28 protein-coding genes and 2 pseudogenes are annotated in these 26,025 nt (G+C 61.2%); 11 read left to right on the top strand and 19 right to left on the bottom strand.

The annotated features are described in order from the left end of the window. Positions 1 to 3: 3 nt before the first annotated feature. From ACR9ZQ_RS14660 to ACR9ZQ_RS14640, 5 genes and pseudogenes are all read right to left on the bottom strand, one after another. A complete protein-coding gene (locus ACR9ZQ_RS14660) occupies positions 4 to 540 on the bottom strand; it encodes a 2'-5' RNA ligase family protein (protein WP_481428170.1) in 537 nt (178 codons plus the stop codon). A 98-nt stretch (positions 541 to 638) separates the two neighbouring features. Next, positions 639 to 1,052, bottom strand: coding sequence for a GFA family protein (locus tag ACR9ZQ_RS14655; RefSeq protein ID WP_481428169.1), 414 nt, complete (start codon positions 1,050 to 1,052; stop codon positions 639 to 641). Between the two features lie 17 nt (positions 1,053 to 1,069). Next, positions 1,070 to 1,567 carry an SRPBCC family protein gene (locus ACR9ZQ_RS14650; protein ID WP_481428168.1) on the bottom strand — a complete coding sequence of 166 codons (498 nt, stop codon included), beginning with the start codon at positions 1,565 to 1,567 and terminating at the stop codon, positions 1,070 to 1,072. Then, complete coding sequence (locus ACR9ZQ_RS14645; protein WP_442205772.1) at positions 1,564 to 1,893, bottom strand: ArsR/SmtB family transcription factor; 330 nt, start codon at positions 1,891 to 1,893, stop codon at positions 1,564 to 1,566. Before ACR9ZQ_RS14645 ends, ACR9ZQ_RS14650 begins: the two co-directional genes overlap by 4 nt. 150 nt (positions 1,894 to 2,043) lie before the next feature. After that, a pseudogene (locus ACR9ZQ_RS14640) lies at positions 2,044 to 2,252 on the bottom strand (calcium/proton exchanger); the annotation flags it as partial. Positions 2,253 to 2,395: 143 nt separating this feature from the next. Between ACR9ZQ_RS14640 and ACR9ZQ_RS14635 the strand changes: the two are divergent. Together ACR9ZQ_RS14635 and ACR9ZQ_RS14630 are read left to right on the top strand one after the other, a co-directional pair. Further along, positions 2,396 to 3,316: an NmrA family NAD(P)-binding protein gene (locus tag ACR9ZQ_RS14635; protein ID WP_481428167.1), complete on the top strand. Its 921-nt coding sequence runs from the start codon at positions 2,396 to 2,398 to the stop codon at positions 3,314 to 3,316. 129 nt (positions 3,317 to 3,445) lie between these two features. Continuing rightward, positions 3,446 to 3,595, top strand: a pseudogene (locus tag ACR9ZQ_RS14630) (cupin domain-containing protein); the annotation flags it as partial. Between the two features lie 41 nt (positions 3,596 to 3,636). Here the strand turns inward: ACR9ZQ_RS14630 and ACR9ZQ_RS14625 are convergent. The 6 genes from ACR9ZQ_RS14625 to ACR9ZQ_RS14600 form a co-directional block, all read right to left on the bottom strand. Next, complete coding sequence (locus ACR9ZQ_RS14625; protein WP_481428166.1) at positions 3,637 to 4,497, bottom strand: glycerophosphodiester phosphodiesterase family protein; 861 nt, start codon at positions 4,495 to 4,497, stop codon at positions 3,637 to 3,639. 16 nt (positions 4,498 to 4,513) lie between these two features. After that, on the bottom strand, positions 4,514 to 5,344 hold the full coding sequence (locus ACR9ZQ_RS14620; RefSeq protein WP_481428165.1) for a glycerophosphodiester phosphodiesterase family protein: 831 nt from the start codon (positions 5,342 to 5,344) through the stop codon (positions 4,514 to 4,516). Positions 5,345 to 5,355: 11 nt separating this feature from the next. Continuing rightward, positions 5,356 to 6,453 carry an ABC transporter ATP-binding protein gene (locus ACR9ZQ_RS14615; RefSeq protein ID WP_481428164.1) on the bottom strand — a complete coding sequence of 366 codons (1,098 nt, stop codon included), beginning with the start codon at positions 6,451 to 6,453 and terminating at the stop codon, positions 5,356 to 5,358. A 1-nt stretch (position 6,454) separates the two neighbouring features. Further along, positions 6,455 to 7,372, bottom strand: coding sequence for a carbohydrate ABC transporter permease (locus ACR9ZQ_RS14610; protein ID WP_439015176.1), 918 nt, complete (start codon positions 7,370 to 7,372; stop codon positions 6,455 to 6,457). A 9-nt stretch (positions 7,373 to 7,381) separates the two neighbouring features. Further along, a complete protein-coding gene (locus ACR9ZQ_RS14605; RefSeq protein WP_439015177.1) occupies positions 7,382 to 8,272 on the bottom strand; it encodes a carbohydrate ABC transporter permease in 891 nt (296 codons plus the stop codon). A 61-nt stretch (positions 8,273 to 8,333) separates the two neighbouring features. Then, positions 8,334 to 9,644: an extracellular solute-binding protein gene (locus ACR9ZQ_RS14600; protein ID WP_481428163.1), complete on the bottom strand. Its 1,311-nt coding sequence runs from the start codon at positions 9,642 to 9,644 to the stop codon at positions 8,334 to 8,336. 190 nt (positions 9,645 to 9,834) lie between these two features. Here ACR9ZQ_RS14600 and ACR9ZQ_RS14595 point away from each other — a divergent pair, with 190 nt between their 5' ends. Beyond that, positions 9,835 to 10,989: an ROK family transcriptional regulator gene (locus tag ACR9ZQ_RS14595; protein WP_481428162.1), complete on the top strand. Its 1,155-nt coding sequence runs from the start codon at positions 9,835 to 9,837 to the stop codon at positions 10,987 to 10,989. A 21-nt stretch (positions 10,990 to 11,010) separates the two neighbouring features. On the opposite strand, the gene ACR9ZQ_RS14590 is transcribed toward ACR9ZQ_RS14595, so the two are convergent. Then, complete coding sequence (locus tag ACR9ZQ_RS14590; protein WP_310387750.1) at positions 11,011 to 11,400, bottom strand: GFA family protein; 390 nt, start codon at positions 11,398 to 11,400, stop codon at positions 11,011 to 11,013. Positions 11,401 to 11,660: 260 nt separating this feature from the next. On the opposite strand from ACR9ZQ_RS14590, the gene metG reads away from it, so the two are divergent. Continuing rightward, positions 11,661 to 13,208, top strand: coding sequence for a methionine--tRNA ligase (gene metG / locus ACR9ZQ_RS14585; protein WP_481428161.1), 1,548 nt, complete (start codon positions 11,661 to 11,663; stop codon positions 13,206 to 13,208). Positions 13,209 to 13,276: 68 nt separating this feature from the next. Here metG and ACR9ZQ_RS14580 read toward each other — a convergent pair whose 3' ends face one another. Beyond that, complete coding sequence (locus ACR9ZQ_RS14580; RefSeq protein WP_481428160.1) at positions 13,277 to 13,888, bottom strand: pyridoxamine 5'-phosphate oxidase family protein; 612 nt, start codon at positions 13,886 to 13,888, stop codon at positions 13,277 to 13,279. 48 nt (positions 13,889 to 13,936) lie between these two features. Then, complete coding sequence (locus ACR9ZQ_RS14575) at positions 13,937 to 14,887, bottom strand: alpha/beta hydrolase (RefSeq protein WP_481428159.1); 951 nt, start codon at positions 14,885 to 14,887, stop codon at positions 13,937 to 13,939. Positions 14,888 to 14,932: 45 nt separating this feature from the next. Here ACR9ZQ_RS14575 and ACR9ZQ_RS14570 point away from each other — a divergent pair, with 45 nt between their 5' ends. Together ACR9ZQ_RS14570 and ACR9ZQ_RS14565 are read left to right on the top strand one after the other, a co-directional pair. Continuing rightward, positions 14,933 to 15,400, top strand: a complete 468-nt coding sequence (locus ACR9ZQ_RS14570; protein WP_481428158.1) for a MarR family winged helix-turn-helix transcriptional regulator — start codon at positions 14,933 to 14,935, stop codon at positions 15,398 to 15,400. 49 nt (positions 15,401 to 15,449) lie between these two features. Further along, positions 15,450 to 16,073, top strand: coding sequence for a nuclear transport factor 2 family protein (locus ACR9ZQ_RS14565; protein ID WP_113321608.1), 624 nt, complete (start codon positions 15,450 to 15,452; stop codon positions 16,071 to 16,073). 21 nt (positions 16,074 to 16,094) lie between these two features. Here the strand turns inward: ACR9ZQ_RS14565 and ACR9ZQ_RS14560 are convergent, their stop codons facing one another. Together ACR9ZQ_RS14560 and ACR9ZQ_RS14555 are read right to left on the bottom strand one after the other, a co-directional pair. Further along, on the bottom strand, positions 16,095 to 17,282 hold the full coding sequence (locus tag ACR9ZQ_RS14560; RefSeq protein ID WP_310387758.1) for a low temperature requirement protein A: 1,188 nt from the start codon (positions 17,280 to 17,282) through the stop codon (positions 16,095 to 16,097). A 36-nt stretch (positions 17,283 to 17,318) separates the two neighbouring features. Further along, complete coding sequence (locus ACR9ZQ_RS14555) at positions 17,319 to 17,693, bottom strand: gamma-butyrobetaine hydroxylase family protein (protein ID WP_113321606.1); 375 nt, start codon at positions 17,691 to 17,693, stop codon at positions 17,319 to 17,321. 136 nt (positions 17,694 to 17,829) lie between these two features. On the opposite strand from ACR9ZQ_RS14555, the gene moaA reads away from it, so the two are divergent. The 3 genes from moaA (at position 17,830) to ACR9ZQ_RS14540 (ending at position 20,441) form a co-directional block, all read left to right on the top strand. Further along, positions 17,830 to 18,876 (top strand): GTP 3',8-cyclase MoaA, encoded by a 1,047-nt coding sequence (moaA, locus tag ACR9ZQ_RS14550; RefSeq protein WP_481428157.1) that lies wholly within the window; start codon positions 17,830 to 17,832, stop codon positions 18,874 to 18,876. Between the two features lie 152 nt (positions 18,877 to 19,028). Beyond that, the gene (locus ACR9ZQ_RS14545; protein ID WP_481428156.1) at positions 19,029 to 19,811 is read left to right on the top strand and encodes an SDR family NAD(P)-dependent oxidoreductase; all 783 of its coding nucleotides are present in this window, start codon (positions 19,029 to 19,031) and stop codon (positions 19,809 to 19,811) included. A gap of 108 nt (positions 19,812 to 19,919) precedes the next feature. After that, positions 19,920 to 20,441 (top strand): GNAT family N-acetyltransferase, encoded by a 522-nt coding sequence (locus ACR9ZQ_RS14540; protein ID WP_481428155.1) that lies wholly within the window; start codon positions 19,920 to 19,922, stop codon positions 20,439 to 20,441. Between the two features lie 30 nt (positions 20,442 to 20,471). Here ACR9ZQ_RS14540 and ACR9ZQ_RS14535 read toward each other — a convergent pair whose 3' ends face one another. From ACR9ZQ_RS14535 to ACR9ZQ_RS14525, 3 genes are all read right to left on the bottom strand, one after another. Continuing rightward, a complete protein-coding gene (locus ACR9ZQ_RS14535) occupies positions 20,472 to 21,101 on the bottom strand; it encodes a GNAT family N-acetyltransferase (RefSeq protein ID WP_481428154.1) in 630 nt (209 codons plus the stop codon). Positions 21,102 to 21,263: 162 nt separating this feature from the next. Continuing rightward, positions 21,264 to 21,470, bottom strand: a complete 207-nt coding sequence (locus tag ACR9ZQ_RS14530; protein WP_113321602.1) for a CsbD family protein — start codon at positions 21,468 to 21,470, stop codon at positions 21,264 to 21,266. 117 nt (positions 21,471 to 21,587) lie between these two features. Then, positions 21,588 to 24,143: a methyl-accepting chemotaxis protein gene (locus ACR9ZQ_RS14525; protein WP_481428153.1), complete on the bottom strand. Its 2,556-nt coding sequence runs from the start codon at positions 24,141 to 24,143 to the stop codon at positions 21,588 to 21,590. Between the two features lie 311 nt (positions 24,144 to 24,454). Between ACR9ZQ_RS14525 and ACR9ZQ_RS14520 the strand changes: the two genes are divergently transcribed. Together ACR9ZQ_RS14520 and mobA are read left to right on the top strand one after the other, a co-directional pair. After that, on the top strand, positions 24,455 to 25,363 hold the full coding sequence (locus ACR9ZQ_RS14520) for a DMT family transporter (RefSeq protein ID WP_481428152.1): 909 nt from the start codon (positions 24,455 to 24,457) through the stop codon (positions 25,361 to 25,363). A gap of 17 nt (positions 25,364 to 25,380) precedes the next feature. Next, positions 25,381 to 26,010 (top strand): molybdenum cofactor guanylyltransferase MobA, encoded by a 630-nt coding sequence (gene mobA, locus ACR9ZQ_RS14515; protein WP_310387771.1) that lies wholly within the window; start codon positions 25,381 to 25,383, stop codon positions 26,008 to 26,010. The last annotated feature ends 15 nt before the right edge of the window (positions 26,011 to 26,025 follow it).

Here is a 26,025-nt window from a genome sequence, read left to right as displayed (position 1 = left end):
GGTTCAGCCCGGCAATTGCCGGTGCCACAACAGCTCGACCGGATGGAAGCGCACGAGTGAAATCCGCTGCAGGCTTGCGGCCACCGGTTGCCAGAGGCCCGTCGCGCCACTGATTGCCGGCCCGGCCTCTTCGGGGCTCAGTTGCTCAGCGAGCGTGACATGCGGCACCCAGTTTCCCGGCAGATAATGCGGCCAGCACGCCACCCCTGCCGAGGCGGCCGCGGTATGAAAGTCCCGATGAAGGGCGAGCAATTCTGCGGAAACGACAGGCGCGGCGAACAGAACCGAAGCCGGGCCGGGAAAAAGACCGATGCTCGAAAGTTTGACGCTGGGAGTGCTGATATCCGCGCTGAAGCGGTCGAGCGCCTTTGCGATAGGCTCGGGGTCCAGCCCGTCATAGACGGCGAGCGTTATGTGCGGCTCCATGTTCAAACGGCCTGGGGTCACGGCATTGGGCGAAACACGCTCCACATGCTCGACGATCGGCTGAAGCTCTGCGGCGCCGTACGGGTCCAGCTCCATGTAGACGGCAAAAGGCAAGACATCACCTGCTGTGTTTGCAGCACTATGTCAGGCGAAGCCGAGAGCAACAATCCCTGTACCGGCGCATCCTCGACGCGAAGTCAGGACGCCCGCTTTCACGCCGGCGGCATCCTCTCGAATTTCGGCACGGCCGGGTCGAGGTGATCCCAAGCAAAGCCGGCTGCGGTCCAGGACACCAGTTGCGGCTGATAGCAGCTTGGGTCGTCGAGGCTTGCCGGCGTGACGATGAAGACCTCGGGCATGTCGGGAAACGTCATGTAGACGGCTGAACCGCATGTCGGGCAGAAGCCGCGCTGCTTGACGGTCCCTCCTTCGCCGACCGTCTGCCACAGGGATGCCTCTCCCTCGACTTTCACCTCCACTGCGACGAAAGTCAGATGCGATTGATGTCCAGTGCCACTGGAACGCTGACATTGCCGGCACTGGCAATCGACCATGACGGCCGGTTCGCCTGATATCTCGTAGCGGATCGCGCCACAGGCGCAGCTACCGGTATAGGACTTGGTCATTTCGCTCTCCTCTTGATTCAATGCCGTGTCTGCGTAGACGCCTCTTCGGCGACGACAGCATCGAGCCGCTCGATGACCTTCTTCCACCCCTCGCCCATGTTGCGATAGGCGGTGTCGTTCTTCGGAAGCACGAAGCCGGAATGGACGAGGCGCAGGCGTGTGCCTGTATTGGTCCTGGCGAGGGTGAAGGTGACGACCGTCTCCAGTTTCGAGCCATAACCGTCAGCATTGCTCTCATGGCCGCCCTTCCACGCATAGGACAGCCGCTCGTTCGGCACGACCTCGAGCACCTCGCAATGGATGGTGCCATCCCATTCGCCGGCCGGTTTGGTCTGAAAGGTGAAACACCTGCCGGCCACAGGCGCAAATCCATCAGGCGGCATCAGCCAGCGACCGATCAGCGCACCGCTGGTCAGCGCCTTCCAGATGATATCAGGCGCATGCGGGAAGACTTCATCGACCACGATGGCCTGCGTGTCGGAGGCGTGCCTCTCGCGATTCATAGCTTGGTTCATGGGTCGATTTCCTTCAAGAGCTTTCTGAGATCGGTGAAGCGTTCACGCCAGAAGGTGCCGTAATGGCCCATCCAATCGGCCAGCGGCTCCAGACCGCTTGGCTCGGCGCGGTAATAGACATTGCGCCCCTCCGGGCGCTCGCTGACGAGGCCGGCCTGTTTCAGAGACTTGAGATGCTGGGAGATGGCGCCCTGCGTGACATTGCTGCCGCGGGTCAACTCGACCACGGTGATCTCTTTGGAATTGACGATGCGCTCGAACACGGCCCGCCGCGTGGGATCGGCAAGGGCACGCATGACAGTGGTTATGGTTTCGGCTTCGATCATGGAAAATCAAATAGCCAACACTAATCAATAAGTCAACACTATTGTATTTGATCGCGCATCGAAAACGGTTGATGCAACCCGCGTGACGCCTTACGATCTGGTATCGGTGAGATCATCCTGCTCGGTTCGGGCGCGGCCCGCCGCATCAAGCGCCTGCACATTGGCGGCAGCAAAAATCTCACTCAACAGCGCGACCAGCAGCGTAACGATGACCAGCGCGCCGATGCTCAAAGCAAGCGGCGAGGGTTTTCTTCCTCGGCAGCATGGCTGACGCTGGCAAAAAGCTCCCGGTGCGGGCGCAGCGAAAACAACATGCCGAGCGCATGGACGGCGATCAGAAGGATCGCCAGGCCGAGGCTGCGGAAAGCGACGGGACGCCCGAAGGCGTTTCTCCAAGATTGCCCATGCTCCCTCTCCTCTTAGGAGCTAACCGCCGCGGATTTTACCACCTTTCATGACTGCAGTCGCGGCGCGCCCTCACCCGTGTTGCTCGGCGGTGTCCGTGACGGAACCTCAGGCCGGTGTGCGCAGTTATGCATGTGAGCGTCTGCGAGGTTTCACCATGTATGTCGTGCTCGGCGCATCCGGACACATAGGCTCAGTCGTCATCGACGCCTTGCAGGCGTCGGGCGAGAAGGTCATCGCCGTCGTTCACAGCGCGCAAAAAGCTGCCGCCATAAAGCATGACGGCGTTCAACCCGTCGTTGCCGATGTGGCCGACACCGGGCACATTCGTTCCATCTTGCAAAAGGGGCGCCGCGCCTTTCTGCTGAACCCGCCGGCCGATATCAAAGGCGACACGAACGCCGAGGAACTGAAGACCGCCAGGAGCATTGCCGCGGCACTGGAAGGATCCGGGCTCGAGAAGCTGGTCGTGGCGTCGACCTACGGAGCGCTTGATGGCGCTGGCATCGGCGATCTCTCGGTGCTGTACGAATTCGAACGCCTCGTGAAGGCAAGCGGTATTCCAGCCGCCATCAACCGCGGCGCATATTATTTCACCAATCTCGACATGCTTCTGCAGCCTGCGAAAGAGACCGGACGTCTGCTCACGCCCTTCCCCGAGGACATGAAGATGCCGATGGTTTCGCCAAGGGATCTCGGAGAAGCCGCTGCCGCACGCCTCAAGAGCCCGATCGACGACGTCGGGATAGACCATGTCGAAGGTCCGGAGCGCTATTCCTTCGCCGACGTCGCCAAGGCGTTTTCATCGCTTCTCGGCCGCCCGGTCACGACCGAGACGATCCCCCGCGAAAAATTCGAGGAATATTATCTCGGACTTGGCTTCTCTTGGGCGGCCGCCCGTTGCTACGCGAAGATGACCGAAGTCACAATCGACACCGGCTTTGAAATGCCCGCCCGTCGCCATTGGGGCAGGATAGCGCTCGATGAGCATCTTGAAGCAGTGCAGGCAAGGCCTTGACGGAGCGCCCCGCAGATACACGGCGATACAAAAAGCCCCCTCTGCTGAAACATTTCCAATTCATCCCTCTGTTCAGATAGCCCCGTCGCCCGATTGCGGGTTTCAACCATCTGACGGAAGGATAGACAGATGAGAACCATCATGATCATGGCAGCAGGCGCTCTCGTCATCGCCGGCGCAATGCAGTTGACCAAGGCCAATGCGGAAGAGCCGATCCAGCGCACAGATCTCGTAAAAAACGACATCGATGTACCCGGCCACGAGGCCGTCCAGGTGCGGGCCACCACGTCTCGGCGGGTGGCCGGCAGATTGGCAGAGGCTCAACCCGCGATGCGGGTTCCCGCTGGATTCAGCGCCGCTTTCCGCGCCTCGATATAGGCCCGCAGAGCGGCCGGCTCATCGGTCTGGATGGTGCTGACGCCGGCATCCATCAGGCGGCCCCAGATTGCGTTGGGCTCGACGAGTGCGCTCGTGTCGATCCATTCGCCGCTCGCGGCCATATCCAGCGTGTTGAACCAGATTGCCATATTGGCATCCCTGAAGAGCTGCTGGTTATCTGCGATCGTGTCGAGATGATCGAAGCGCAGCTCGCACATGAAGGGCTTGATCTCGGAGAGCAGCGCCAGCGTTTCATGGATGTCGCCGGCGGTGAAATGCGCCATCGCCATGAAGGGCACCCCCTCGATATTCTGCGCACGCACCCAGTCGAGTTCTTCCCGGGTCATGAGACGGGTCTTGAGATCGACAGAGGATACGACGCCCATTTCGCGGGCGCAGGCTGCGACTTCCGAAAACAGGCCGCGATCCTTCAGGTCGAGATCGGCGAAGATGCGGCCGCGGATGGTCTCGAAGGCCTGTTTCAGGGTCGGAATGCGCTGGTCGGTGGTGGTGCGGCCCTCGCCGCCATTGTCTTCGCGCAGCGCGATCGCTTGCAGTTCCGCGATGGTGAAGGTCTCGGCGTCGCGGTCGATGCCGGCCATGCGCAGGAGCGTATCGTCATGCATCAGGAAAAGCTCGCCATCGGCGCTCTTGCGCACGTCGATCTCGACGATATCGGCGCCGACGGCGATGGCCTTTTCGATGGAGGCCAGGCTGTTCTCCGGCGCGCCATGCCAGGCGCCGCGATGGGCGACGATGGCGCAGCTGCGGTTCGGGTCGGCGATGAAGTCTTTGTAGCTCATGGTCTTTCCTTATGTGTCAGCCGCGGCGGCTGGCGAGATATGATTTCAGTGCGACCGGTTCATCGGTCTGGATCAGGGAGATGCCGGCTTCGATGAGCCGGCCCCAGATGGCATCGGGATTCTGCATGGCAGCCGTATCGGTGAAGCCGGCAAAGGCGACGGAATTGAGCGTGTTCGCCCAGAGAGCCATGCCCGCATGACGGGCGCGGGGGTGGAGAGCGGCGATATCATCGATGTGGTCGAAGCAGACTTCACAGACATCAGGCGCAAGCTGGAACAGGAGACCCAGATCGGCTTCAGGATGCGTAGCGCCGATCCGTGACTTCGCGATGAACAGCACGCCGTGCGGGCTGACCGTCTCGCGTACCCAGGCAAGATCGTCGGTCGAGCGGAGGTTGCCCCAGAAATCCACTTGGCCCGCCACATCAAGGTCGCGGGCGCAGGCGATCACCTGAGGAATGATGGCCCGGTCCTTCACGTCGAGATGCACGAAAATGCGATCCCGTGTCAGGTCGAAGAGTTGCTGCAGGCTCGGCAGTCTTTCGGCCGTCATCTCATTGCTCTCGCCGCCGTCGCGGTTTCTGAGCGTGAGGCTGGCGAGCCGCGCCGAACTCAGAGCCTCCGGCGCCTCGTCAATGCCGGCCATGCGTTGCAGCGTCTTGTCATGCAGCAGGAAGAGGCCGCCATCCGCACTGCGGCGCACGTCGATCTCGACGACATCGCAGCCAGCGTGGATCGCAGCCTCGATGGCAACGAGGCTGTTTTCGGGCGCATCGCGCCATATGCCGCGATGCGCCACGACTGCGCAGGTCCTGCCCGAGTCCCGCACATAGTCAGTGTAATTCATGGAGAGGTCTTTCAATGGTCGGCGAATGCGTCCGCAATGGCGCGACCTGTCTCGCCGTCAAACAGGTGCAACCGGGATCGTGGGAAGGAGAAGGAAAGCTCTGTGGCGGGATCGATATCGGCGCCGAAGGGTGTGGCGACACGGATGGAAGTGCCGGCGAGATCGACGGCAAGTACTGCATGCGAGCCGAGATCTTCGAAATGCCGCAGCCGTCCTTTGATCACGCCATCCGCTGCGACAGCGATATCTTCGGGGCGGATGCCAAGTTGGAAATTACCGGCCTCGTGGTATCCGCCAACCGCCTGCCCGTCCGCCAGACGCAGCACGGAGCCGTCTGATGTCACCGGCAGGATATTCATGGGCGGTGCGCCGATGAATTTTGCGACGAAGACCGAGGCCGGGCGATGATAGATCGCCTTCGGCGTATCGAACTGCTCGACGCTGCCCTTGTTGAGGATCAGGATCCTGTCGGCAAGTGTCATGGCCTCGACCTGGTCATGGGTAACGAAGACGGTCGTGGCACCGATGCGCCGGTGCAGATCGGCAAGCTCGACGCGCATGTCGTGGCGCAACTGCGCATCGAGGTTCGAGAGCGGCTCGTCGAAGAGAAGCACGCCGGGTTCACGCACGATTGCCCGGCCGATCGCCACGCGCTGGCGCTGCCCGCCCGAGAGCTGCCCCGGCTTGCGATCGAGATAGGCGGCAAGCCCGAGCATCTCGGCAACGGCACCGACGCGCTCCTGGCGCTCGGCCTTGGGAAGGCCGGCGACCCTCAGACTATAGGCCATGTTCTGGAACACGGTCATATGCGGATAGAGCGCATAATTCTGGAAAACCATGGCGCAGCCGCGCTGCTTCGGCTCCAGGCCCTGTACCTCGCGATTGCCGAACAGGATCTTGCCGCCGCTGACGGCTTCGAGCCCCGCAATCATCTGCAGCAGCGTGGATTTCCCGCAGCCTGACGGGCCGAGAACGACGGTGAATTCGCCGGCGCGAAGCTCGACATCGAGCGGCGGAATGACGACAGCCTTTGTGTCATAGGCCTTGGTGACGCCTGCAAGCGTGATGTTGGTGGCCGCGGTGCGGATGGCGGTATCGATGGCGTTCACGTCATTTCTCCGAAAGAACAAGGCCTTGCACTAGGTAACGCTGCAGCAGCGCAATCATCGCAAGGGGAATGACCGAGACGACCACGACACCAGCCATGATCATCGGAAAATCAGGGATTTCGCCTTCCATGTCGGGTGCGAGCCGCGCCAGACCGACGACTGCCGTTGTCATCTCGGGCTTGGAGGCGGCAACGAGCGGCCAGAGATATTGTGTCCAGCCGCTGAGGAAGGTCAGCACGAACAGCGCTGCAAAGCTGCTGAGCGAGATCGGCAGCAGGATATGGAAGAGGAAGCGGATCGGCCCTGCCCCATCCATGCGCGCCGCCTTGAAGAGATCGGCTGGCAGCGTGCGGAAGAACTGCCGGAACAGGAAGGTGCCGGTTCCATGTGCAACCAGTGGTGCCACGAGCCCGAAATGCGTGTCGAGCACGCTGAGTTCGAGATGAACAGGTGCGCCGAACAGGCTTTCGATCAGCGCATTGGCGCCGGTGAGATCGAGCAGCGCATTCAGTGGCGAGAAGATGTTCGCCGCCACCTGATAGGTGGTGATGACGCGGATATCGATCGGCAGCATGATCGTCGCGAGGATCACCGCGAAGGCGATACCTGCCCAGCGGATGCGGAAATAGACGAGCGCATAGGCAGCGAGAAAGGAAAGCGCGCAGGTAAAGAAGGCATCGTAAAAGGCCACCAGCATGCTGTTCAGCATCTGGATCGGGATGCGGGTCTCGGTGAAGACGCGCATCACATTGGCGATGAACTGGTCGCCCGGATACCAGGCAAGCCCGTTGCGCAGCAGGAATTCATAAGGTTGCGATGCATTGGCGAGCGTCAGGTAGAGCGGCCCGAGAATGAAGATGATACCGACAGCCAGGATGGCGCTGGCGGCGAAATTGAGCGAGCGAGCGTTTTCGATCATGGCTGGCCCTTACCGTTCGTAATTGATGCTGCGGCCGAGAAGCAGGAACTGCGCGGCGGTGAGGATGACGACGAAGACCATCAGGATGGCCGTCTGGGTGGACGCGCCGGAGAGATCGTAACCGCTGAAGCCGTCGGTATAGATCTTGTAGACGAGCAGATTGGTGGAGCCGCCCGGTCCGCCCTTGGTAATCGTGTCGATCAGCGCGAAGGCCGAGGTGACGCTCTCTGTGAATTCCAGCACCAGCGTCAGAAAGAGCTGCGGCATGATCAGCGGCAGCTGCACATCGAAGATGCGCCGCCATGGCCCAGCGCCATCCATGGCGGCTGCCTGAAACATGGTGCGCGGAATGGATTGCAGCCCGGCGAGCAGGATGACGAAATTAAAGGGAATGCCGCCCCACACGTGGGCGACGATCAGCGTGATGAAAGCATCGGTGCCATTGAGGCCCGGCGCCCAGGCGCCCGGAAAGAAATGGTTGATCGGCGCCAGAATGCCGACGAAGGGATTGAAGATGAAGGCGAAGACGACGCCGATCGAGGCGCCCGCCACACCCTTCGGCCAGACCAGCACGTTGCGGGCCGTCAGCGACAGGCGGATTTTCCGGTCGGCCGCCACCGCCAGGATCAGTGGCAGAGCGACCGCCAGCGACGAGGCGAAGACCATGAAGAGGATCGTGCGCCAGCCGGCATCCCAGAATTCCGGATCGGCAAGCACGCGGCGGAAATTATCCCAGCCGACGAACTCCGACCCGCCGCCGAACGGCCTTTCCAGGAAGAAGGACCAGTAGAAGGCCTGGATGATCGGCGCGTAGAAGAAGATGAGGATCAGCAGCAGCAAGGGTGCGGCAAGCAGCAGCGGCAGCCAGCGATGGCTGAAAAGCGAGGATTCCGACGACATCACGCATGTCCATTTCGAGAAAAGCCGGTGCGGCGACGGGGGGCGCCGCACCGGAGATGGATCAGGGCAGCTTTGCCGTCTTGTAGGTCTGCTCGAAGCGGCGCAGCAGCTCGTCGCCACGCTTCTTGGCACTGTCGAGCGATGCCTGTGCGGTCTGCGTGCCGGCAAACGCCTTCTGCGTTTCTTCGATTAGGATCGAGCGGAACTGCACGTAGAAGCCGAGGCGGATGCCGCGGGTGTCGGGGGTGCCGGGCTCGTTCATGGATTCGATGCCGACGCCCGCCGTCGCATATTTGGTGGTGCCGGCATCAGGGCTCTTGGCGATGGCATCGAGCACGTCGTTGGTGACCGGTACGTAGCCGGTCGAAGCCGTCATGAACATCTGCTGTTCGGGCTTGCGCAGGAAATCGAGGAAGGCCTTGGCGCCATCGATCTCGGCCTGGTCATGGCCCTTCATGATGTAGATGGAGGCGCCGCCGACGAAGGTGTTGTGGCGCTCGTAACCCTTGTACATCGGCGTCAGGCTGACGGAGAGTTCATATTTGCCGGCAAAGGCCTTGGACGAGTCCGTGTAGGAGCCGGAGGAATTTTCCATCATGGCGCATTCGCCGGAATTGAAGGCGGCGGTGTAATTGCCGGCCTTGGTATCGCTGGCGATCTTCACCAGGCCTTCCTTGCGCCAGTCGATCAGGTTCTGCAGGTGCTTGGCAAAGAAAGTGGTGTTGAAGACATATTCGGCATCGAGACCGTCATAGCCATTGTGTTTGGAAGCGATCGGCAGGCCGTGACGGGCGGAGAACTGCTCGAACATCGACCACGGCTCGCCATTGGTGACATAGGGGCACTCGTTGCCGGCAGCTTTCAGCTTGCGGGCAGCCTCGATAATGTCCTCCCAGGTCTTCGGCATCTCGGTGACGCCGGCTTTTTCGAGCTCCGTCTTGTTGACGTAGAAGAGCAGCGTCGAGGAATTGTAGGGCTGCGAATAGAGCTTGCCACCTGACGTTTCGTAATAGGAGCGCGCGCCCTTAATGTAATTGTTCCAGTCGACATCGGGCAGCACGTCCTGAACCGGAACGACGGCGTCCGACAGCAGCAGGTCGAGCGTGCCGGCATCGAAGAACTGGATCAGCAGCGGATGCTTGTTGGAACGGTAGGCGGCAATCGCCTTCTGCATGGAGACTTCATAGCTTCCCTGCCCGACGCAGGTGACGTGATTGGCCGACTGCGATGAATTGAAGGCGTCGCATTGCGCCAGGATCGCCTTTTCGACGCTCCCCGTATTGCCGTACCAGAATTCGAAATTGGCAGCCTGCGCAGAAGAACACGCAGCCGTCATCAGGGCGGCCGCAGCCACCAGAATGGAAATCTTCATTTTGCCCTCGCCTGAATTTGAGACCCGCCGGATCAGCGTCCGGATCGTGAACGGCCGGCTTAATACACTTTGTGTGTAACAAATCGATGACGTGGTCCGACTTGATTGAGGGCGAGAAGCCCTTTATGCAGGCACCTGCGGTTACCATCTGCGTTACAGTTACACTTTTATGGTATATTCGAGGTGCGTCATGCCTTATTTTCCAGAACCGTTGATTGCATCCCGATTCCGGCGTCCGGGAGAGGAAATTGTCGTTTCCGCGAATGAACGCAGCCTGCTGAAGCTCATCTGGCGCAATCCCGGCCTGTCACGATCCGAGATCACAAGTCATGCGGATCTGACCCAGCAATCGGTCCATCGCATCATCGACCAGCTCGTCGAGCGCGGCATCGTTTCTCTGGGGTCCCCGAAGCCCGGCCTCGGCCGCGGCCAGCCGAGCCCGATGCTCAGGCTCAACGGCCGCCACGCCTATTCGATCGGCATTTCCGTCAATTCCGACGTGGTCGACATCTGCCTGGTGGATTTGTCAGGCAATGTGCTCGGCGAAAGCGACATCTCGCTGAGGGAGCGGGGCATGAACCAGGCGCTGGATCGCGTGTGCGAACGCATTGCCGAATTGCAGCAGCTGAACGGCCTCGATGACGAGACCTTCTTCGGCATCGGCTTCGGCATTGCCGGCGCTCTGATCTCCGGGACAAAATACAATGCCTCGATGCCGCTGCATGAATGGTCGCTGATCGAGCTTGGGCCGCTTCTGAGCGATCTGTTCAAAAAGCCCGTCTGGCTCCTGAACGGCGGCAGCGCCGGCGCCGTCGCCGAGGCGATGTTCGGCGCCGGCCGCTTCATCAAGCACTTCGCCTATCTCAGCTTCAATTACGGCTTCGGCGGCGGCCTGATCAACGACGGCGAGCTCCTGGCCGGCGGCAATGGCAATGCCGGCGAATTCTCGGGCATGTATGACGACGAGGAGATGGTCCGACGCCCTGCCCTGCAGCTGCTCCTGGAGAAGCTCAAGCGCCACAATGTCGACGTGCCGTCGATCCCTTACCTGCGCAGGAATTTCGATCCGAAATGGCCGGGCGTGGCAGAATGGGTCGAGGAGATCACACCCGCCTATAACCGTCTCATCAACGCCATCTGGGCGATCTACGACCCGCAGGCGATCGTCTTCGGCGGCCAGGTGCCGCCGGGACTGGCGCAGATGTTGAGCGAACGCACCGAACTTTTCGGCCGCCCGCGCTACGGCGTCGCCCGCCCACACCCCAAGCTCATCGTCTCCGACATATCGGGCGACGCCGCCGCCATGGGCTCGGCGATCGTTCCCTTCAAATCGACGTTTTACTGATGATGCGGGCGCCTGCCGATTTTACGGTGCGTGTTCGTTTTCGTCGTAAAGCCTGACATCCGGAACCCGTGGCAGCCAGGGTTCGCGGCGGATGGTCCAGACCTCGACCATGGGGTGGATGTCGTTCGGTGCCTGATCTAGGGTGCCGATGAAGACTTCCACAGCGTCATCAAGCACGAAGAACAGCCGCGAGCCGCAGATTGGGCAGAACGACCGTTTGTCGTAGGTACTGATCTCGCCATCCATCTTGAACTTCGAGCGACGCCAGTTCGCCGTTGCCGAAAAGATGGAACCGGTCAGCTTCCGGCATTTGGTGCAGTGGCAGAGCCCGGATTGATACGGCTCGCCTTCGACTTCGTACCTGACTGCGCCGCACGCGCAGCCACCGGTTCTCACGCTTTCCATCGCCATCGCGTCCTCCATGCAATCGCATCACGATACCGCAGGATAGCTGACAACACGGCGAAAGCAGCCCGCTTGCCCAAAGCCGCCCCAGATGTTACCACATCCCGCATGGACAGAACCGCAATCAGCACCTTTGTGATGATGATGCCGCGCTCATAGCGTGGCGGGTTTCGTGCGTCCATAATGCACCAGCGACCGCCCTCGAGGCGGTCTTTTCGTAAGTCGATCCGTCTCGCGGGGCAACTAGCCCTCGAAAGGATCAACCGATGAATAAGACCTATATCACCACCTCGATCCCCTATGTGAACGCCGCCCCGCATGTGGGCTTCGCGCTCGAACTCGTGCAGGCCGATGCCTATGCCCGCCACTTCCGCCTGCTCGGCCGCAATGTGCGCTTTCAGTGCGGCACCGATGACAACAGCCTCAAGAATGTCCGCTCGGCCGAAGCCGCCGGTCTGCCCGTGGCGGATTTCGTCAATGCCAATGCCGACAGGTTCGAGCGGCTCGGCACACGGCTCGATATTTCCAACGACGAGTTCGTGCGTACCTCACGTGACCCGCGGCACGTCACCTGCGTGCACGCTTTGTGGAACGCCTGCGCCGACAATGGCGACCTCTATCGCAAGGCCTATGAAGGCCTTTATTGCGTCGGCTGCGAGCAGTTCTACGAGCCCTCGGACCTCGTTGACGGCCGCTGCCCTGAGCACGGCGTCCCTCTTGAACTCGTCCGGGAAGAGAACTGGTTCTTCCGCCTCTCGCGCTATGGCGACCGCATCCTGCAACTGATCGAGACCGGTGAACTCTCCATCGTTCCGACCCACCGGCGCAACGAGGTGCTGGCGCTGCTGCGTCGGGGCCTTGACGACATCAGCGTCTCGCGCAGCGCCGAGCGGGCGCGCGGTTGGGGCGTTCCCGTGCCTGATAGCGATGAAGTCGTCTATGTCTGGTTCGATGCGCTGGCCAACTACCTGACGGGGCTCGGCTACGGCACCTATGAGGAGCTCTTCAATCGCTATTGGACCGCCAGCGGTGAGCGCATCCACGTCGTCGGCAAGGGTATCTCGAAATTCCATACCATCTACTGGCCGGCCATCCTGCTCTCGGCAGGCCTGCAGCCGCCGTCGTCGATCCTGGTGCATGGCTATGTGACGGTTGACGGCAGAAAGATTGGCAAATCCGCCGGCAATGGCATCGACCCCAACAGCGTCATCGATGCTTATGGCACGCCGGATGCGCTGCGCTACTACCTGCTCCGGCATATTCGCTCGGGCGATGATGGCGACTTCTCGGCTGAGCGTCTGGAAGCCGCCTGGACAGGAGAGCTCGGCGGCCAGCTCGGCAATCTCGCCAACCGGGTGCTGGCGCTTGTCTCATCTGCCTTCGGTGGGGTCGTTCCTCCGCTGCAGGAGAGCGATTTTACACAGGAGGCGGCGCGGCTTCCAGCGAAGGTGGCTGCGGCTTTCGATACCTATGAGCTGCATGTCGGTCTTGCTGATATCTTCGCTTTTGTCGGCGAGGCGAACCGCCGTTTTGCGAAGCGTGCCCCATGGGCGGATGCGAAGGCGCTACTTGGTGACATCACGCCCGAAGAACGGCAGGCGACAGTTGATCGTCTTGGTGGTTGCCTCGCGGAGCAGGTTTATGGGTTGGCAGTCGTTGCGCGCTGCCTCCTGCCGTTTCTGCCGTGCTCGGCGGAGGCACTGCATTCAAGGCTTGGGATTGAGGTGCCTGATGTCTATGGGACGCCGCTTGTCGTCGATGGGGTCAGGACGGCGCCGGACGCTGTGCTCTTTCCGAGGAGAGTGGCGGCTTAGAGGCTGCCCAATTTGGTGCTATCGCTTGGCCGGTTCGGACCCTCTAAAAACCCCGCCTTACCCTCACCTCACCACATCGTCTTGGCAGCCCGCACCGGCCATTCCCGATCATAAGTCTCATGATCGAAATCCCCCACCGCATCCTTCAGCATCTGCCCAGGCGTCGGTAAATTCGCGGGGTCGACGAAGTGCTCCGCATTCCACAGCTCGGCGCGCATCACTGCACGCGCGCATTGGAAATAGACCTCGACGATGCTGACGACGATGACCGTGCGCGGATGTTTGCCATCCATCTCGAAACTCGAAAGCAGCGCCTCGTCGTTGGAGACCACGCCGCGGCCGTTGATGCGCATCACCGTATTCGAGCCGGGAATGAGGAACATCAGCGACATGCGCGGGTCGCGCACGATGTTGGAAAGCGAATCGACGCGGTTGTTGCCGCGCCAGTCGGGAAGATGCAGCACGGTGTCGTCGACGATGCGCACCACGCCGCCGAGATCGCCGCGCGGCGAACAGTCGAGCCCTTCCGGGCCGACGGTCGCAAGCGCCACGAAGGGCGAAATCTCGATCATTCCGCGATAGAGGGGTGTCAGCCGTTTCGTCACCTTGTCGACGGATGCCTGCGACAGGCCCGCGCCATAGATCTCGTTGAGCTCTTCGATACTGCTGATGATCTTCATTGCTGCCCAGTCCTATTGCCGACCGCCTGACCTGCGGCCGGCCGGACGCTACACCGATGCGCGGCGCGCCGGAAGCTCAAAAATCGGAATGATCTCAGCAGCTTTCTTGATGTCTTCCTCAGCCAGAAACGCTGCGACCTCGTCAAGAACTGGGGCGGCCGAGATGATGCGCCGGTGGCCAAAACCGTTCGCCCAGGACAGCCGCACCTGCCCGCCTGAGGCCGCATAACGCCGCGCATGGGCGGCACTGACTTCCTTGTCGTCCTCGGCATGGATGACCAGCACGGGCTTGCCGATGCTTGCGGCCGTTTTTCCCGCGTCGAAATCCTCAAGTCTGCGACCGGTGACACGCTGCACGACATCCTCGAGCGCGGCCTGTGCGGCAGGCTTCAGCCGCAGCATCCGGCCGAAATCGGTAAACAGCCACCGCATTTCGCTGGGGGAGCCGATCAGCACCATGCGTTCGGCCGAGACTGGATTTACATCCGGCAGCATGGAGGAAGCCGACACCATCAGCGCCGCGCCGCCGAAGGAATGGCCGACGACGGCATCGAAGCGGCCGAAACGCGCTTCCGCAGCCGCAATCGCCTTGACCGCCAGCCCCATATGCAGGAAGCGTCCGCCAGCGCGACCGTGGCCGGGAAAATCGAGCGCGATCACTTCCGCGCCGGTATCCGCCAGCATCGTTACCAGATCGGCCATATAGGCCATGCCGGAGCCCCAGCCATGGGTGACGAGGTAACGCTTGCGCCGCCCGAGCGCCCCGCCGTTCAGCCGGTAGGCATGGGCGCGCTTACCCTCGACCGGCAGCAGGAAGCGTTCCGCGCCCGCAAGCCTGGCAACACCTGCCGCATGCGCCGCCTTCGCCTTCTCGCCTTTCGGCTTGACGGATGGCGTTCGGCAGAACAGCCGGAAGGCCGCTTCGCCGGCAAGACGCGGGGAAACGGATTGCATGAGCGAAAATCCGAGGCGGGTGACCTCAAGCGCAAATTTTGCCATGATGGGATTCCGATAATGTTCAACACTGAACAATAAAGTACAACGATGAACAAAAATCAATCCCTTCCCTGGGATCATCCGCGTTTTCGCAGCTGGATCGCGGTGGCTCGCGCCTGCCAGCTCATGCAACAATCCCTGGCGCGCTTGTTATCGGATCTCGATATCAAGCCGCCGCATCTCGATATTCTCGTCAATCTCTACCGCTTCGAAGGCATTTCGCAGCAGGAGCTGGCCCGTAAGCTGCTGGTCGGCCGCTCCAATATGAGCATGCTCCTGCCACAGATGGAAAAGCGCGGCCTGATCCTTCGCCGCGACGACGAGCGCGACAAGCGCGTGCTGCGCCTCTACCTGACGCCGGAGGGGCGAAAGCTGAGCGAGGAAGCCATGGCCATCCAGACCAGCCTCATCGACCGTGTGCTCTCGGACGAGCCGATCGAGCAATGCATGGCGACCGCCAACTCGATGGAGCGCATCATCTCCGTGCTGCTGCAGGATCTGCGTGACGAGGATTGAGCCCGGAGCTATCTTCGAGGCTTGCAGCACACAAGCGGGGGTAGTGACGATGCCGGCATGGGATGACAAGCTTGCAATAAACGAGCTTCTTCAGAACTGGGCGATCTGGCGGGATGCCGGTCATTGGGAGCGTTTCCAGACCGTATGGCACGACGACGCCTGGATGATGGCGACTTGGTTCCAAGGGCCTGCAACGGAGTTTATCCGTGTCAGCCGGGATGGCTGGAACAAAGGCGTAAGCATCCTCCATTTTCTCGGCGGCAGTTCGATCGACATCAGAGCGCATCGGGCGATAGCTCAGACCAAGATGACGATCTCCCAGCGGGCATCGGTTCACGGTTGCCCTTGCGACGTGGTTTGCACCGGGCGCTTCTACGACTTCCTCGAAAAGAGAAATGACCGCTGGGCAATCGTCATCCGGCAGCCGATCTATGAGAAAGACAGGATCGATCCTCTTTCGCCCGCCGATATACTCGGGATCGACCGAGAGGTGCTGCAGGCATTTCCGGAAGGATATCGGCATCTCGCCTATATACAGGAGCAGATCGGATATCGTGTAAAGCGCGACATGCCGGGCCTGAAGGGCAAACAGGTGGAAGCTCTATACGAGCGCGGCAATCGCTGGCTGGAAGGGCTTGCCGTTACACCGCAGGAGTTTCTGCGTGATGCATGACCTTTTGCGATGCCGGACTCTCTAATGCAACGCCGGCCCGGCCGGCGCCCGCGTCAGCGACTTGTACTCCCAGGCCGCCACGATAATCAGCACCAGCGCCGCCAGAATGCCCATTACATAGACCTGTATGAACGGCGCAAAGAAGGCGCAGAGGATCAGGATGACGATGCCGGCGAGATGGGAGAGCGGCAGACGGCCGCTGGTGGCGCCCTTGAACCAGAGATTGCCGATCAGGAAGAGGCCGGAGCCGCCGAGCACGGAAGCGGCAATGGCGAGGCTGCCCGTCTCATGTGGATGTTCGAACATGAATTCCACCGCCACGGCGTGCACGATGATGCCTGCGAGAACAGGAATATGCGCATAGGTGAAGGCCTGCCGTGCGATACTGCCAGGCGTATCCGTGTGCTCGATGCGGTGTGCCGCGCGCTCATGGCCGAAGCGGAAATAGAGCCACCACATGGCGACCGTGCCGATGAAACCGATCAGAAAGACCACGCCGGTCATGGCGGAGAATTCCATTTCGGAGAAGGTGCGGCCGGATACGAGGATCGCTTCGCCAAGGCAGATGATGATGAAAAGCGCGCAACGCTCCGCCATATGCGCGCCGGAAACATCCCACTCCGCCGCATTCGATCTGCCGAGGCCAGGCACGACAAAGGAGAGCGCCGGCCCGCAATATTCGATGGCGAGCGCGATGACCCAGCAGATCAGCCGTGCTTCATGCTCCAGCAGCCCGCCAGCGATCCAGAATATGCCGGCGACGACAAAATAGGCGGTAATGCGCACGAAGTTGAGCGTGGCCGAACGGCCTGCAGCCCGCATCGCATAGGCAGTGAAGGCCGAGCGGCCGACCTGCATCAGTACGTAGGCTGAGGCGAAGAGCAGGCCCTTTTCGCCGAATGCTTCGGGAATGGAGGCCGAAAGAATGAGGCCGAGCATCATCATCACGATCAGCAAGGATCGCACCGGCATGCGCTCGGGGTCGAGCCAGTTCGTCGCCCAGGCGGTGAAGATCCACACCCACCAGACGGCGAACATCATCAGTGCGGCTTCGGCGGCGCCAAACAGCGTGTAATGCGCAAAGAGCGCATGCGACAGCTGTGAAATGGAAAAGACGAAAACGAGATCGAAGAAGAGTTCCAGGAATGTGACCCTGCTGCCGGTATGCCCGTGGGCTCGCAGCCAGCTCTTTTTATGCGTTTCCGTCATGTGCCCCCTCGTCGCCCCTTCGCCTGATATTGAAGATTATCTTGGTTTTTCCGCCACGTCGCGGCTCATTCCCTTTTCCTTCAGCTCTTCCTCATAGGCGGAGAAAAGCTCGAAGCCTCGCTCACCGAGTTCGCGCAGATAGGTCCAGGTATATATGCCGGTATCGTGCATGTCGTCGAAGCCGATGCGCACGGCATAATTGCCTGTCGGGATCATTGAGATGATGGCGACATTGCGCTTGCCCGGCACCGTGACCTTCTGCCCCGGCCCATGCCCCTGAACCTCGGCCGAGGGCGACAACACGCGCAGAAGCTCGGCCGAGAGATCGAAGCTCTGCCCGTCATTGAAGCTTACCACCAGCCTCTGGCGGTCTTTCGAAACCCGGAGTTCGGTGGGCCAGATATCGCTCATCGTTATGTCCTTTTCTTCTGCGAGGAGTAGGCGCTGATCTTTTTCGGCGCAAGCGTAATTTACCGTGGCGCCGAAAGCTGTTTCCCTTGACGCCACAATAGCATATGCCCACATTAAGGAGAGTACGGAGATTGAAGTGAACACCATAGTAGGAACGATAGGCAATGCCTCGCCGCTGGTAGCGGATGCAGCGCCGATGATCGACCCCTTCGGGCGTGCCGTCACCTATCTACGCGTTTCCGTCACCGACCGCTGCGACTTCCGCTGCACCTATTGCATGGCGGAAAACATGACCTTCCTGCCGAAGAAGGATCTCTTGACGCTGGAAGAGCTCGACCGGCTCTGTTCCGCCTTCATCGCCAAGGGCGTGCGCAAGATTCGCCTGACCGGTGGCGAGCCGCTGGTGCGCAAGAACATCATGTACCTGGTACGCCAGCTTGGCCGCCAAGTCGGCTCCGGTCTCGACGAGTTGACGATCACCACCAACGGCTCGCAGCTCGCCCGCCACGCCGAGGAGCTCTATGACTGCGGCGTGCGCCGCATCAATGTTTCCCTCGATACGCTCGATCCGGAGAAATTCCGCAAGATCACCCGCTGGGGCGATTTCGCCAAGGTCATGGAAGGCATCGACGCCGCCCAGAAGGCCGGGCTGAAGATCAAGCTCAATGCCGTGGCGCTGAAGGATTTCAACGAAGCGGAAATGCCCGACATGCTGCGCTTCGCACATGGCCACGGCATGGATCTGACCGTCATCGAAACCATGCCGATGGGCGAGATCGAAGAAGATCGCACCGACCAGTACCTGCCGCTCTCAAAACTGCGTGCCGATCTGGAACGGCAATTCACGCTCACCGATATCGGTTACCAGACCGGCGGCCCTGCCCGCTATGTCCAGGTTGCAGAAACCGGCGGCCGCCTCGGCTTCATCACGCCGCTCACCCATAATTTCTGCGAGAGCTGCAACCGCGTGCGCCTCACCTGCACCGGCACGCTCTATATGTGCCTCGGCCAGAACGACGCCGCCGACCTCCGCGCCGCCCTGCGCGCCACCGAAGACGACGGCCTGCTCCATGCGGCCATCGACGAGGCCATCACCCGCAAGCCCAAGGGCCACGATTTCATCATCGACCGCACCCACAAGCGCCCGGCCGTTGCCCGGCATATGAGTGTCACCGGGGGCTGAGATGTGGTCCCGCGAAGCGGGAGCAATCGATTGCAGCGTTGAACGCCCTGAGCCATGCATGGCGCCCTCCCTTCAGCCATCGAGCGCCTGATCTTGCAGTGAGCCGCAAGGCACGCTCATATGGCATGACTGTGTGAACCTGGAATCGCCGAATGCCCGCTGACGCCAGCCCAAAACGTTATCCCGAAATGCAGGGCAAGATAGCCCTCGTCACCGGCGGATCGTCCGGCATCGGCCTTGCGACCGCACAGGCTTTCGCGCGCGAGGGTGCCACCGTCATCATCTCCAGCCGCAACGAGAAACGGGCAAAACAGGCGCTTGCCAGCCTGGCGGATGGCAGCGCCAGTTGGGTCGAATGCGACGTGGCCAATGGCAAGTCTGTGGAAAGACTGATCTCCGGCATCGTCAAGCAATATGGTCGGATCGACTACGCCTTCAACAATGGCGGCAGCGGCGGACGCGGCGCACCGGTTGGAAGCCTCGGCGAGGATGCCTGGCGCAAGACCATCGACGGCTACCTGACCTCGGTCTTCCTCTGCATGCGCTATCAGATCCCGGCCATGCAGAAGAACGGCGGCGGTGTCATCATCAACAACTCCTCCGTTGACGGCCTGCGCGGCTATCCCTTTCCGGGCGGTGCGGCCTATGCGGCCGCAAAACACGGCGTCATCGGGCTGACGAAGAGTGCCGCACTCGAATATGCCCGCGAGGGTATCCGCATTACCGCGATCTGCCCCGGCTGGGTCGGCACCCCGCCCGTCGAATCCTCTATGAAAAAGAGCGCCGATATTGCGGCCGCCATCATCGCCCAGACGCCAATCGGCCGCATCGCCACACCGCAGGAGATTGCAGAAGGCGTGCTGTGGCTCTGCTCGGATGCCTCGTCCTTCATGCTTGGAAGTCCGCTGGTGCTGGATGGCGGCTACATGAGTTGAGAGACTATGTTTCGCCGCACGAGAGAACAGGAAGAGGCTATCTGGTGGCGGGACATCGTTATCGCTATTCCCTGTCCCCGCGCCTTTCCTTTGCCAAGCGGAGCATGAATGACTGACGGCAATGATATTCCAATGAATGAGACGCGCCGCACCGACAGGCTGCTGCTGCGCCCACCGACGATGGAGGATCTTCATTTTCTGATGGAGCTGTTCGCAAAGCCTGAACTGGTCGCGCACAGGCCCGTGCCTCAGCCGGACAGCCCTGAAGAAAGCGCCGCGCGGCTGGCGAAGGACATGGCGCATTGGGAACAACACAGCTTCGGCCGCTTTGCAGTCATCGCCAATGGTGAGCTGATCGGCTTTGGCGGTGTCACCGTGTCGAACGAGTTCGAGGGGCTCAATCTCTCCTATCATCTCGATCCCCGAAGCTGGGGGCACGGTTACGCAACCGAGCTCGTTCGCGGCATACTGGCCTTTGCCGTCGAAGAGCTGGGTGCCCGCCGGATTATCGGGCTGGTGCGCCCGGCCAATCCCGCATCTCGCCGCGTTCTCGAGAAATGCGGCTTCGGCTTCGAAGGCCAGGTCATGCTCCACGGCGCGCCGACGAACCTTTACAGCCTTCTATCCTGAACTTTCGAAGAGCCCCTGCCTGGCATTGCCTTACTCGAGGATGGGCACATGCGGCGCCGCCGACCGCGGCAAGACTCCGGTCAGCCGCGGATCATCCGTGACCTCGACCATGAAAGCATAGGGCCTGAAGCCGGACCGCTGATAAAACGGGAGCGCGTTCGGGTGGTCGAAATGGCAGGTGTGGACCCAGAGCCGCTCGATCGGATGCGCCCACGCGATGGACAAAGCATGATTCATGAGATAGCGCCCCGCCCCTGTTCCGATGGCGCTTTTTCCGACCCCGAAGAAGACCAGTTCACATTGGCCGGGCTGCCGGAAATCAAGTTCCAGCATTCCGGCTTGCCGGCCGTCCGAGAGCAGCACGTAGATTTCCACCAACGGGTCGCCGATGATGGCTTTCAGCGCCTGATCGGCCATGACAAGCCGGGAAACCCACAGCCAGTCCTCACCGATCGCCCGGAAGAGCTGCCGATAAATCTGTGGATCGGGCGACAGCATCCTCTCCAGGGAAAGCCCTGCAGTGTTGCCGGTCTCCCTCCGCAGCGGCTTCTCGGTCATTTCCAGACAGGTGACGGCGTTTGCAAGCTTGCCCCTGGGAACCGGAGAATATCCCATGGGCAGTTCGGGGTTCGAGTGGTCCGATTTTTCCGCGGTACTCATGTCTCGTCTATCCGTTGTGCGCCGTTTCAAGATGTCCAATGGAGATCAGGATTCGGCTATCAACTCAACCCGCTTTGCCGCGGCTGATAACCAGCACGAAAAAAGCCCCGCATCAGCGGGGCCAAGTCTTTCTGAGTGGAATACTCTGATGTCGGATTGTTATCAGTGCCAGGTCTGGCCGTTGTACCAGGTATCGACGTCGCTGCGGATGCGGTCCTTGGCGAGGCCGTAGCGTTCCTGCAGCTTGCCTTCAAGCTGTTCGCGGCGGCCGTTGATCTGGTCGAGGTCGTCGTCGGTGAGCTTGCCCCACTGTTCCTTGACCTTGCCCTTCACCTGCTTCCAGTTGCCTTCAACACGGTTCCAATCCATCACGGTTCTCCTTTGTTGGACATGGTTGGAAAACGACGCAGGCGCCAAATTGTTCAAAAGAAAAACCCGCGGTTGGAAAACCGCGGGCCCTTTCTGATCTCAAGCCGATGCATTGACTTATGCAGCACGGCCCGTCCAGCGACCCTCGGCGCGGCCATATCCATGCACCTCGCCTTCGTCACCGGTGCGGAAGCGGTTGACCTTGTCCGAGAGCATGTCGACGCGCTGGCGCAGGCCCTGGATTTCGGCATTGTTCTCTTCCACCATCGCCGCATTCTGCTGGGTAATGAGCTCCACGTCATGCACCGCCTTGCTGACCTCGTGGAGGCCTGTCGACTGTTCGCCTGTCGCAGCCGAAATCTCGGCGACGAGGCGCTGCACGCCGCCGATATGGGCGATGATTTCGGCGAGCGCCTGGCCGGTTTCCTCGACAAGCTCTACGCCGCTCTGCACCTGGCCGGAGCTCGCCGAGATCAGCTCCTTGATCTCGCGGGCGGCCTTGGCGCAGCGCTGGGCAAGTTCGCGCACTTCCTGCGCCACGACCGCAAAGCCGCGGCCCGCCTCGCCTGCTCGTGCTGCTTCGACGCCCGCATTCAGCGCCAGGAGGTTGGTCTGGAAGGCGATCTCGTCGATCACGCCGATGATGGTGGCGATCCTCTCGGACGACCGGTTGATTTCGCCCATCGCATCGACGGCCTTGGCGACGACCTCCCCGGAACGGGTCGCGAAAACCTGTGTCTCGTTGACGGATTGCGCCGTCTGCTTGGCGCGGTCGGCGGTGGAGCGCACGACATCGCTCAAGTGCCGCAGCGCCCGCGAGCTCTCCTCGAGTGCGGCCGCCTGCTGTTCGGTGCGGCGCGCAAGATCGTCGGCCGAGGACGCCAGGTTGCCCGTGCCGCCCTTGATCTCGACGGTGGCGCCGCGCACATCGGCCAACGTCTGGCGGAGTGCCTCGACGGCATGATTGTAGGTATCGGCCATATCGACGAAATCGCTGGCGAGATCGCGACGCATGCCGATTTCCAGATTGCCTTGTGCCAGCTGCTGCAGCACGTCGGAGAGAGCATTCAGCGCCTGCTTCTGTTCGGCCTCGATGCGGCCGCGCTCGGCGGTGCGGCGGCTCGCCTCGTCGGCTGAGAGCACCCGCGCGCTTTCGGCCTCCTTCTCGAGCCGGACGTTTTCGACAGCCGCATCACGGAAGACAGCGACCGAGCGAACCATGTCGCCAATCTCGTCGCCGCGGTTACGGCCTTCGATGGCAACTTCGAGATCGCCATTGGCAAGCCGGGTCATCACGTCTGAAACGCGCTTCAGCGGGCCGCGCAGGGTTTCGACCAGCATCAGCCCGCCGATGATCGCCAGCAGCGTCCCGAGGATCATCGCAAAGACAGAAACATTGGCCGAACGCTCGCTGTCTTCCTTGCCGAGTTCCTGAGCCTGGCTGACGAACTGGCGAAGCGAGGCCATTGCGCCGGAGAGGATTTCGGATGACTGCTGGCGTGCCGCCTTCCAATCTGCAGCCGCCTTCAGCATGTCTGCAGAAGCAGCGGTCAGCGAAACGGCAGCCGGGGCGACCTTGTCCGCGAACGCCTTCATGACGGCATCATTGGCGCCGAGTACGGAGATCTTCTTGGCGGTTTCGGTGAGCGCCTTGAGATCTGCGAGTACCACGTCCCGTGCGGCGCCATCACGTGTGCTCAGCATCTGGCTGACATGCACCTGCAACCGGTCGGCGTTGTCGCGCACCTGGTCGACCGAGGTCAAAAGCTCGCGCTGTTCGGCAATGCTCTTGTCGAGGCTGACGAAGCGGGCAGACGCCGTGTCGCTGTTCTTGGCCGACTGCAGCGTCATCTGGCCCTCGGTATTGACGAAGCCGGTCAAGAGCGGCGCCATGCCGGAGGCTTTCTCATCCGGTGTGCCGCTGCCCTTCAAGAGCGCATCGAGCTTGCCGGCTGTCTCGGCGACCTGTCCGATCAATGGCTGGCCATCCTGGGAGACCATGGCCTTGGCGACATCGAGTTGCTTCAGGATCTCGGCAATATGCTGCTGGGCGGCCTCGATCTGCTCCTCGGGCGTAAAGCCCATCTGGATGTCGACGCGCATCGCGCCCATGATATCGGTCAGCGACTTGAAGGCAGCGGAATTGTAGAGCAGTGCCTTGGCGAAGACTTCCTTGTCGGTGAAATCCTTGCGCACGAGATCGGTCTGGCCACCGGCTTCCTCTGCGGCAGCCGAAATCGCCTGCACCGTCCTGGTAATGGCTGCAACGCTCGCATCTTCCGTCTGGCGCAGGCCCAACAGCGTCTCCTGCTGTCTGCGCATGGCTGACGCCAGGGCGCTGACTTCGGTCAGCTGGCTGCGCTGGTCGTCGGTCTTCAGCAAGCCGTTCAGTCGCACGACGCCACTTTCCTGGGCATCGATCGCCTTGCCGAAACCGGCCCTGCTCGCATCCGACGGATCGGAGATGAACTCCTGAAGTGCCGCCTGAAGGTTCTCGAAATCGGAGATATTTTCGATCGTCGCGCGCGTCACCGTCATGTGGCCGTTCAGGATATTGGCCGTGTGGTAACCGAGGATGCCGACACCGGCGATCAGCACGACGAGCGGGATGACGAACAGCAGGACCTTGGTGACGATACGACGGCTTTGCAGAAGTCGGTCGATGAAGTGCATGGACGCGGCGCCTTGAAACTGATGGTACCGTCCACTCCGCAATCATTCCGGATGGTTCGGCGGCCTCCTCCATCATGAAGAGTGGTCGCATATTTTGCTGAATCGGTTGATACAACCTTAATCCGCAACCGGAAGATTTTGGAATTATCCTTATATTTCTAATATTTGCCGCAACTGCACAAGGATTTGCGTTCCCTTACACTAGGTTGCGCTGCGCTGCAGCATCGAATTATTGCAGGTGTGGCATTCCTCCGATTCCCTTGCTGTCCGTTCCCTTCTAAAAGGGCTTGTAAGGTAAGGGAATCTCCAGCATGCCGCGATCACGCAATACCGAAGGCGCCATCTATATGAGCATGGCGATGGCGGGCTTTTCCTCAAGCGACGCACTCTCCAAATCGGTCATTTCCTACATGAATGCCGGCGAGATCATGTTCCTGCGTGGCCTCTTCACCAGCATCCTCGTCTATCTGATCGCCTGGAGGCTGGGCGCATTGAGGCCCTGGCGGGTCATGCTCAAACCCGTCATCGCTCTGCGCATTGCCTGTGAGATCATCGCCGCCGTCACCTACATTACCGCTCTCGGCATGATGCCGATCGCCAATGCCTCGGCGATCCTGCAGTCTCTGCCGCTCGTCGTCACCTTCGGCGCGGCACTCTTCTTCAAGGAGCCGGTCGGCTGGCGGCGCTGGATGGCGATCCTTGTCGGCCTCATCGGCGTGATGATCATCATCCGCCCCGGTCCGGAAGGCTTTACCGCCGCCGCCCTCCTCTGCGTCGGCAGCGTCGCCTCCACCGCAGGGCGCGATCTCGCCACCCGCAGCATCAGCAAGGATATTCCCTCGCTGATGATCACGACGGTCACGGCGGTCTCGGTCGCAATCTTCGGCGCGCTTATGATCCCCTTCCTCGGCGGCTGGGAACCGGTCAGCGTTACCTCGCTCACGCATCTGTTGCTTGCCTCCGTGCTGGTGCTCGTCGGCTACCAGTCGGTCATCCTCGCCATGCGTACCGGCGAGATCTCCTTCGTGGCACCCTTCCGTTATACGAGCCTGATCTTCTCTTCTTTGCTCGGTTTCTTCTTCTTTGCCGAACTGCCTGATTTCTGGACGCTGGTGGGCGCTGCCATCGTTATCGCCTCCGGCCTCTATACGTTCTATCGTGAGGCCAAGCGCCACGTGCCGCCGGTCGCGCAGGAATCGGCGCCCCGCTCGCCCGTGTGATAGTCCGAGGTATCGCCATGACTGACTTCGTGCTCGACCAATCGACCATTCCCGGCGTCGTGCTGGCCGGCGGGCGCTCATCGCGCATGGGCCGCGACAAGGCGGGCGTCACGCTCGGCGGCCGCAGCCTGCTCTCCCATGTTCTGGCCCGCCTCTCGCCGCAGACGGCACAGATCGCCGTCAATGCCGATGCGGCCGACGGACACGACCTGCCCGTTGTTTCCGACCGTATTCCCGGCAAGGCGGGGCCGATGGCCGGGATTCATGCGGCGATGATGTATGGCGCCGGCCTGCCCGCCACCCATGTCGTCACCGTTTCCGTCGATTGCCCCTTCTTCCCGGCCGATCTCGTTAGCCGGCTTGCGGGTGCGGTAAGCCATCCCGAACAGATCGCCATTGCTGCCTCGGAAGGCCGCAGCCATCCGGTCTTCGGCCTTTGGCCGACGGCGCTCGCGGGCGATCTGGAAGAATGGGTCAGGATGGACGAGAAGCGCCGTGTTCGCGACTTCCTCTTGCGTCATGACGTAACGGAAGTCTCCTTCCCGCTGCATCCGACCCGCGCCAGCGTTCTCGATCCCTTCTTTAACATCAACACGCCGGATGATTTAATGGAGGCCGAACGCTGGCTGAAGGCACTTCGTGCATGAAAAAGATGGGCACAT

The sequence above is a fragment of the Rhizobium sp. KNZ14-9A genome (assembly GCF_056755015.1).
This window is presented reverse-complemented; position numbering and strand designations above follow the sequence as displayed.

Bases quoted from the DNA above. Each gene is read 5' to 3' on its own strand.
- ACR9ZQ_RS14655 (WP_481428169.1), bottom strand. From the start codon at position 1,052: ATGACCAAGTCCTATACCGGTAGCTGCGCCTGTGGCGCGATCCGCTAC.
- ACR9ZQ_RS14650 (WP_481428168.1), bottom strand. From the start codon at position 1,567: ATGAACCAAGCTATGAATCGCGAGAGGCACGCCTCCGACACGCAGGCC.
- ACR9ZQ_RS14645 (WP_442205772.1), bottom strand. From the start codon at position 1,893: ATGATCGAAGCCGAAACCATAACCACTGTCATGCGTGCCCTTGCCGAT.
- ACR9ZQ_RS14625 (WP_481428166.1), bottom strand. From the start codon at position 4,497: ATGAGCTACAAAGACTTCATCGCCGACCCGAACCGCAGCTGCGCCATC.
- ACR9ZQ_RS14620 (WP_481428165.1), bottom strand. From the start codon at position 5,344: ATGAATTACACTGACTATGTGCGGGACTCGGGCAGGACCTGCGCAGTC.
- ACR9ZQ_RS14610 (WP_439015176.1), bottom strand. From the start codon at position 7,372: ATGATCGAAAACGCTCGCTCGCTCAATTTCGCCGCCAGCGCCATCCTG.
- ACR9ZQ_RS14605 (WP_439015177.1), bottom strand. From the start codon at position 8,272: ATGTCGTCGGAATCCTCGCTTTTCAGCCATCGCTGGCTGCCGCTGCTG.
- ACR9ZQ_RS14600 (WP_481428163.1), bottom strand. From the start codon at position 9,644: ATGAAGATTTCCATTCTGGTGGCTGCGGCCGCCCTGATGACGGCTGCG.
- ACR9ZQ_RS14595 (WP_481428162.1), top strand. From the start codon at position 9,835: ATGCCTTATTTTCCAGAACCGTTGATTGCATCCCGATTCCGGCGTCCG.
- ACR9ZQ_RS14590 (WP_310387750.1), bottom strand. From the start codon at position 11,400: ATGGCGATGGAAAGCGTGAGAACCGGTGGCTGCGCGTGCGGCGCAGTC.
- metG (WP_481428161.1), top strand. From the start codon at position 11,661: ATGAATAAGACCTATATCACCACCTCGATCCCCTATGTGAACGCCGCC.
- ACR9ZQ_RS14580 (WP_481428160.1), bottom strand. From the start codon at position 13,888: ATGAAGATCATCAGCAGTATCGAAGAGCTCAACGAGATCTATGGCGCG.
- ACR9ZQ_RS14575 (WP_481428159.1), bottom strand. From the start codon at position 14,887: ATGGCAAAATTTGCGCTTGAGGTCACCCGCCTCGGATTTTCGCTCATG.
- ACR9ZQ_RS14570 (WP_481428158.1), top strand. From the start codon at position 14,933: ATGAACAAAAATCAATCCCTTCCCTGGGATCATCCGCGTTTTCGCAGC.
- ACR9ZQ_RS14565 (WP_113321608.1), top strand. From the start codon at position 15,450: ATGCCGGCATGGGATGACAAGCTTGCAATAAACGAGCTTCTTCAGAAC.
- ACR9ZQ_RS14560 (WP_310387758.1), bottom strand. From the start codon at position 17,282: ATGACGGAAACGCATAAAAAGAGCTGGCTGCGAGCCCACGGGCATACC.
- ACR9ZQ_RS14555 (WP_113321606.1), bottom strand. From the start codon at position 17,693: ATGAGCGATATCTGGCCCACCGAACTCCGGGTTTCGAAAGACCGCCAG.
- ACR9ZQ_RS14545 (WP_481428156.1), top strand. From the start codon at position 19,029: ATGCCCGCTGACGCCAGCCCAAAACGTTATCCCGAAATGCAGGGCAAG.
- ACR9ZQ_RS14540 (WP_481428155.1), top strand. From the start codon at position 19,920: ATGACTGACGGCAATGATATTCCAATGAATGAGACGCGCCGCACCGAC.
- ACR9ZQ_RS14535 (WP_481428154.1), bottom strand. From the start codon at position 21,101: ATGAGTACCGCGGAAAAATCGGACCACTCGAACCCCGAACTGCCCATG.
- ACR9ZQ_RS14530 (WP_113321602.1), bottom strand. From the start codon at position 21,470: ATGGATTGGAACCGTGTTGAAGGCAACTGGAAGCAGGTGAAGGGCAAG.
- ACR9ZQ_RS14525 (WP_481428153.1), bottom strand. From the start codon at position 24,143: ATGCACTTCATCGACCGACTTCTGCAAAGCCGTCGTATCGTCACCAAG.
- ACR9ZQ_RS14520 (WP_481428152.1), top strand. From the start codon at position 24,455: ATGCCGCGATCACGCAATACCGAAGGCGCCATCTATATGAGCATGGCG.
- mobA (WP_310387771.1), top strand. From the start codon at position 25,381: ATGACTGACTTCGTGCTCGACCAATCGACCATTCCCGGCGTCGTGCTG.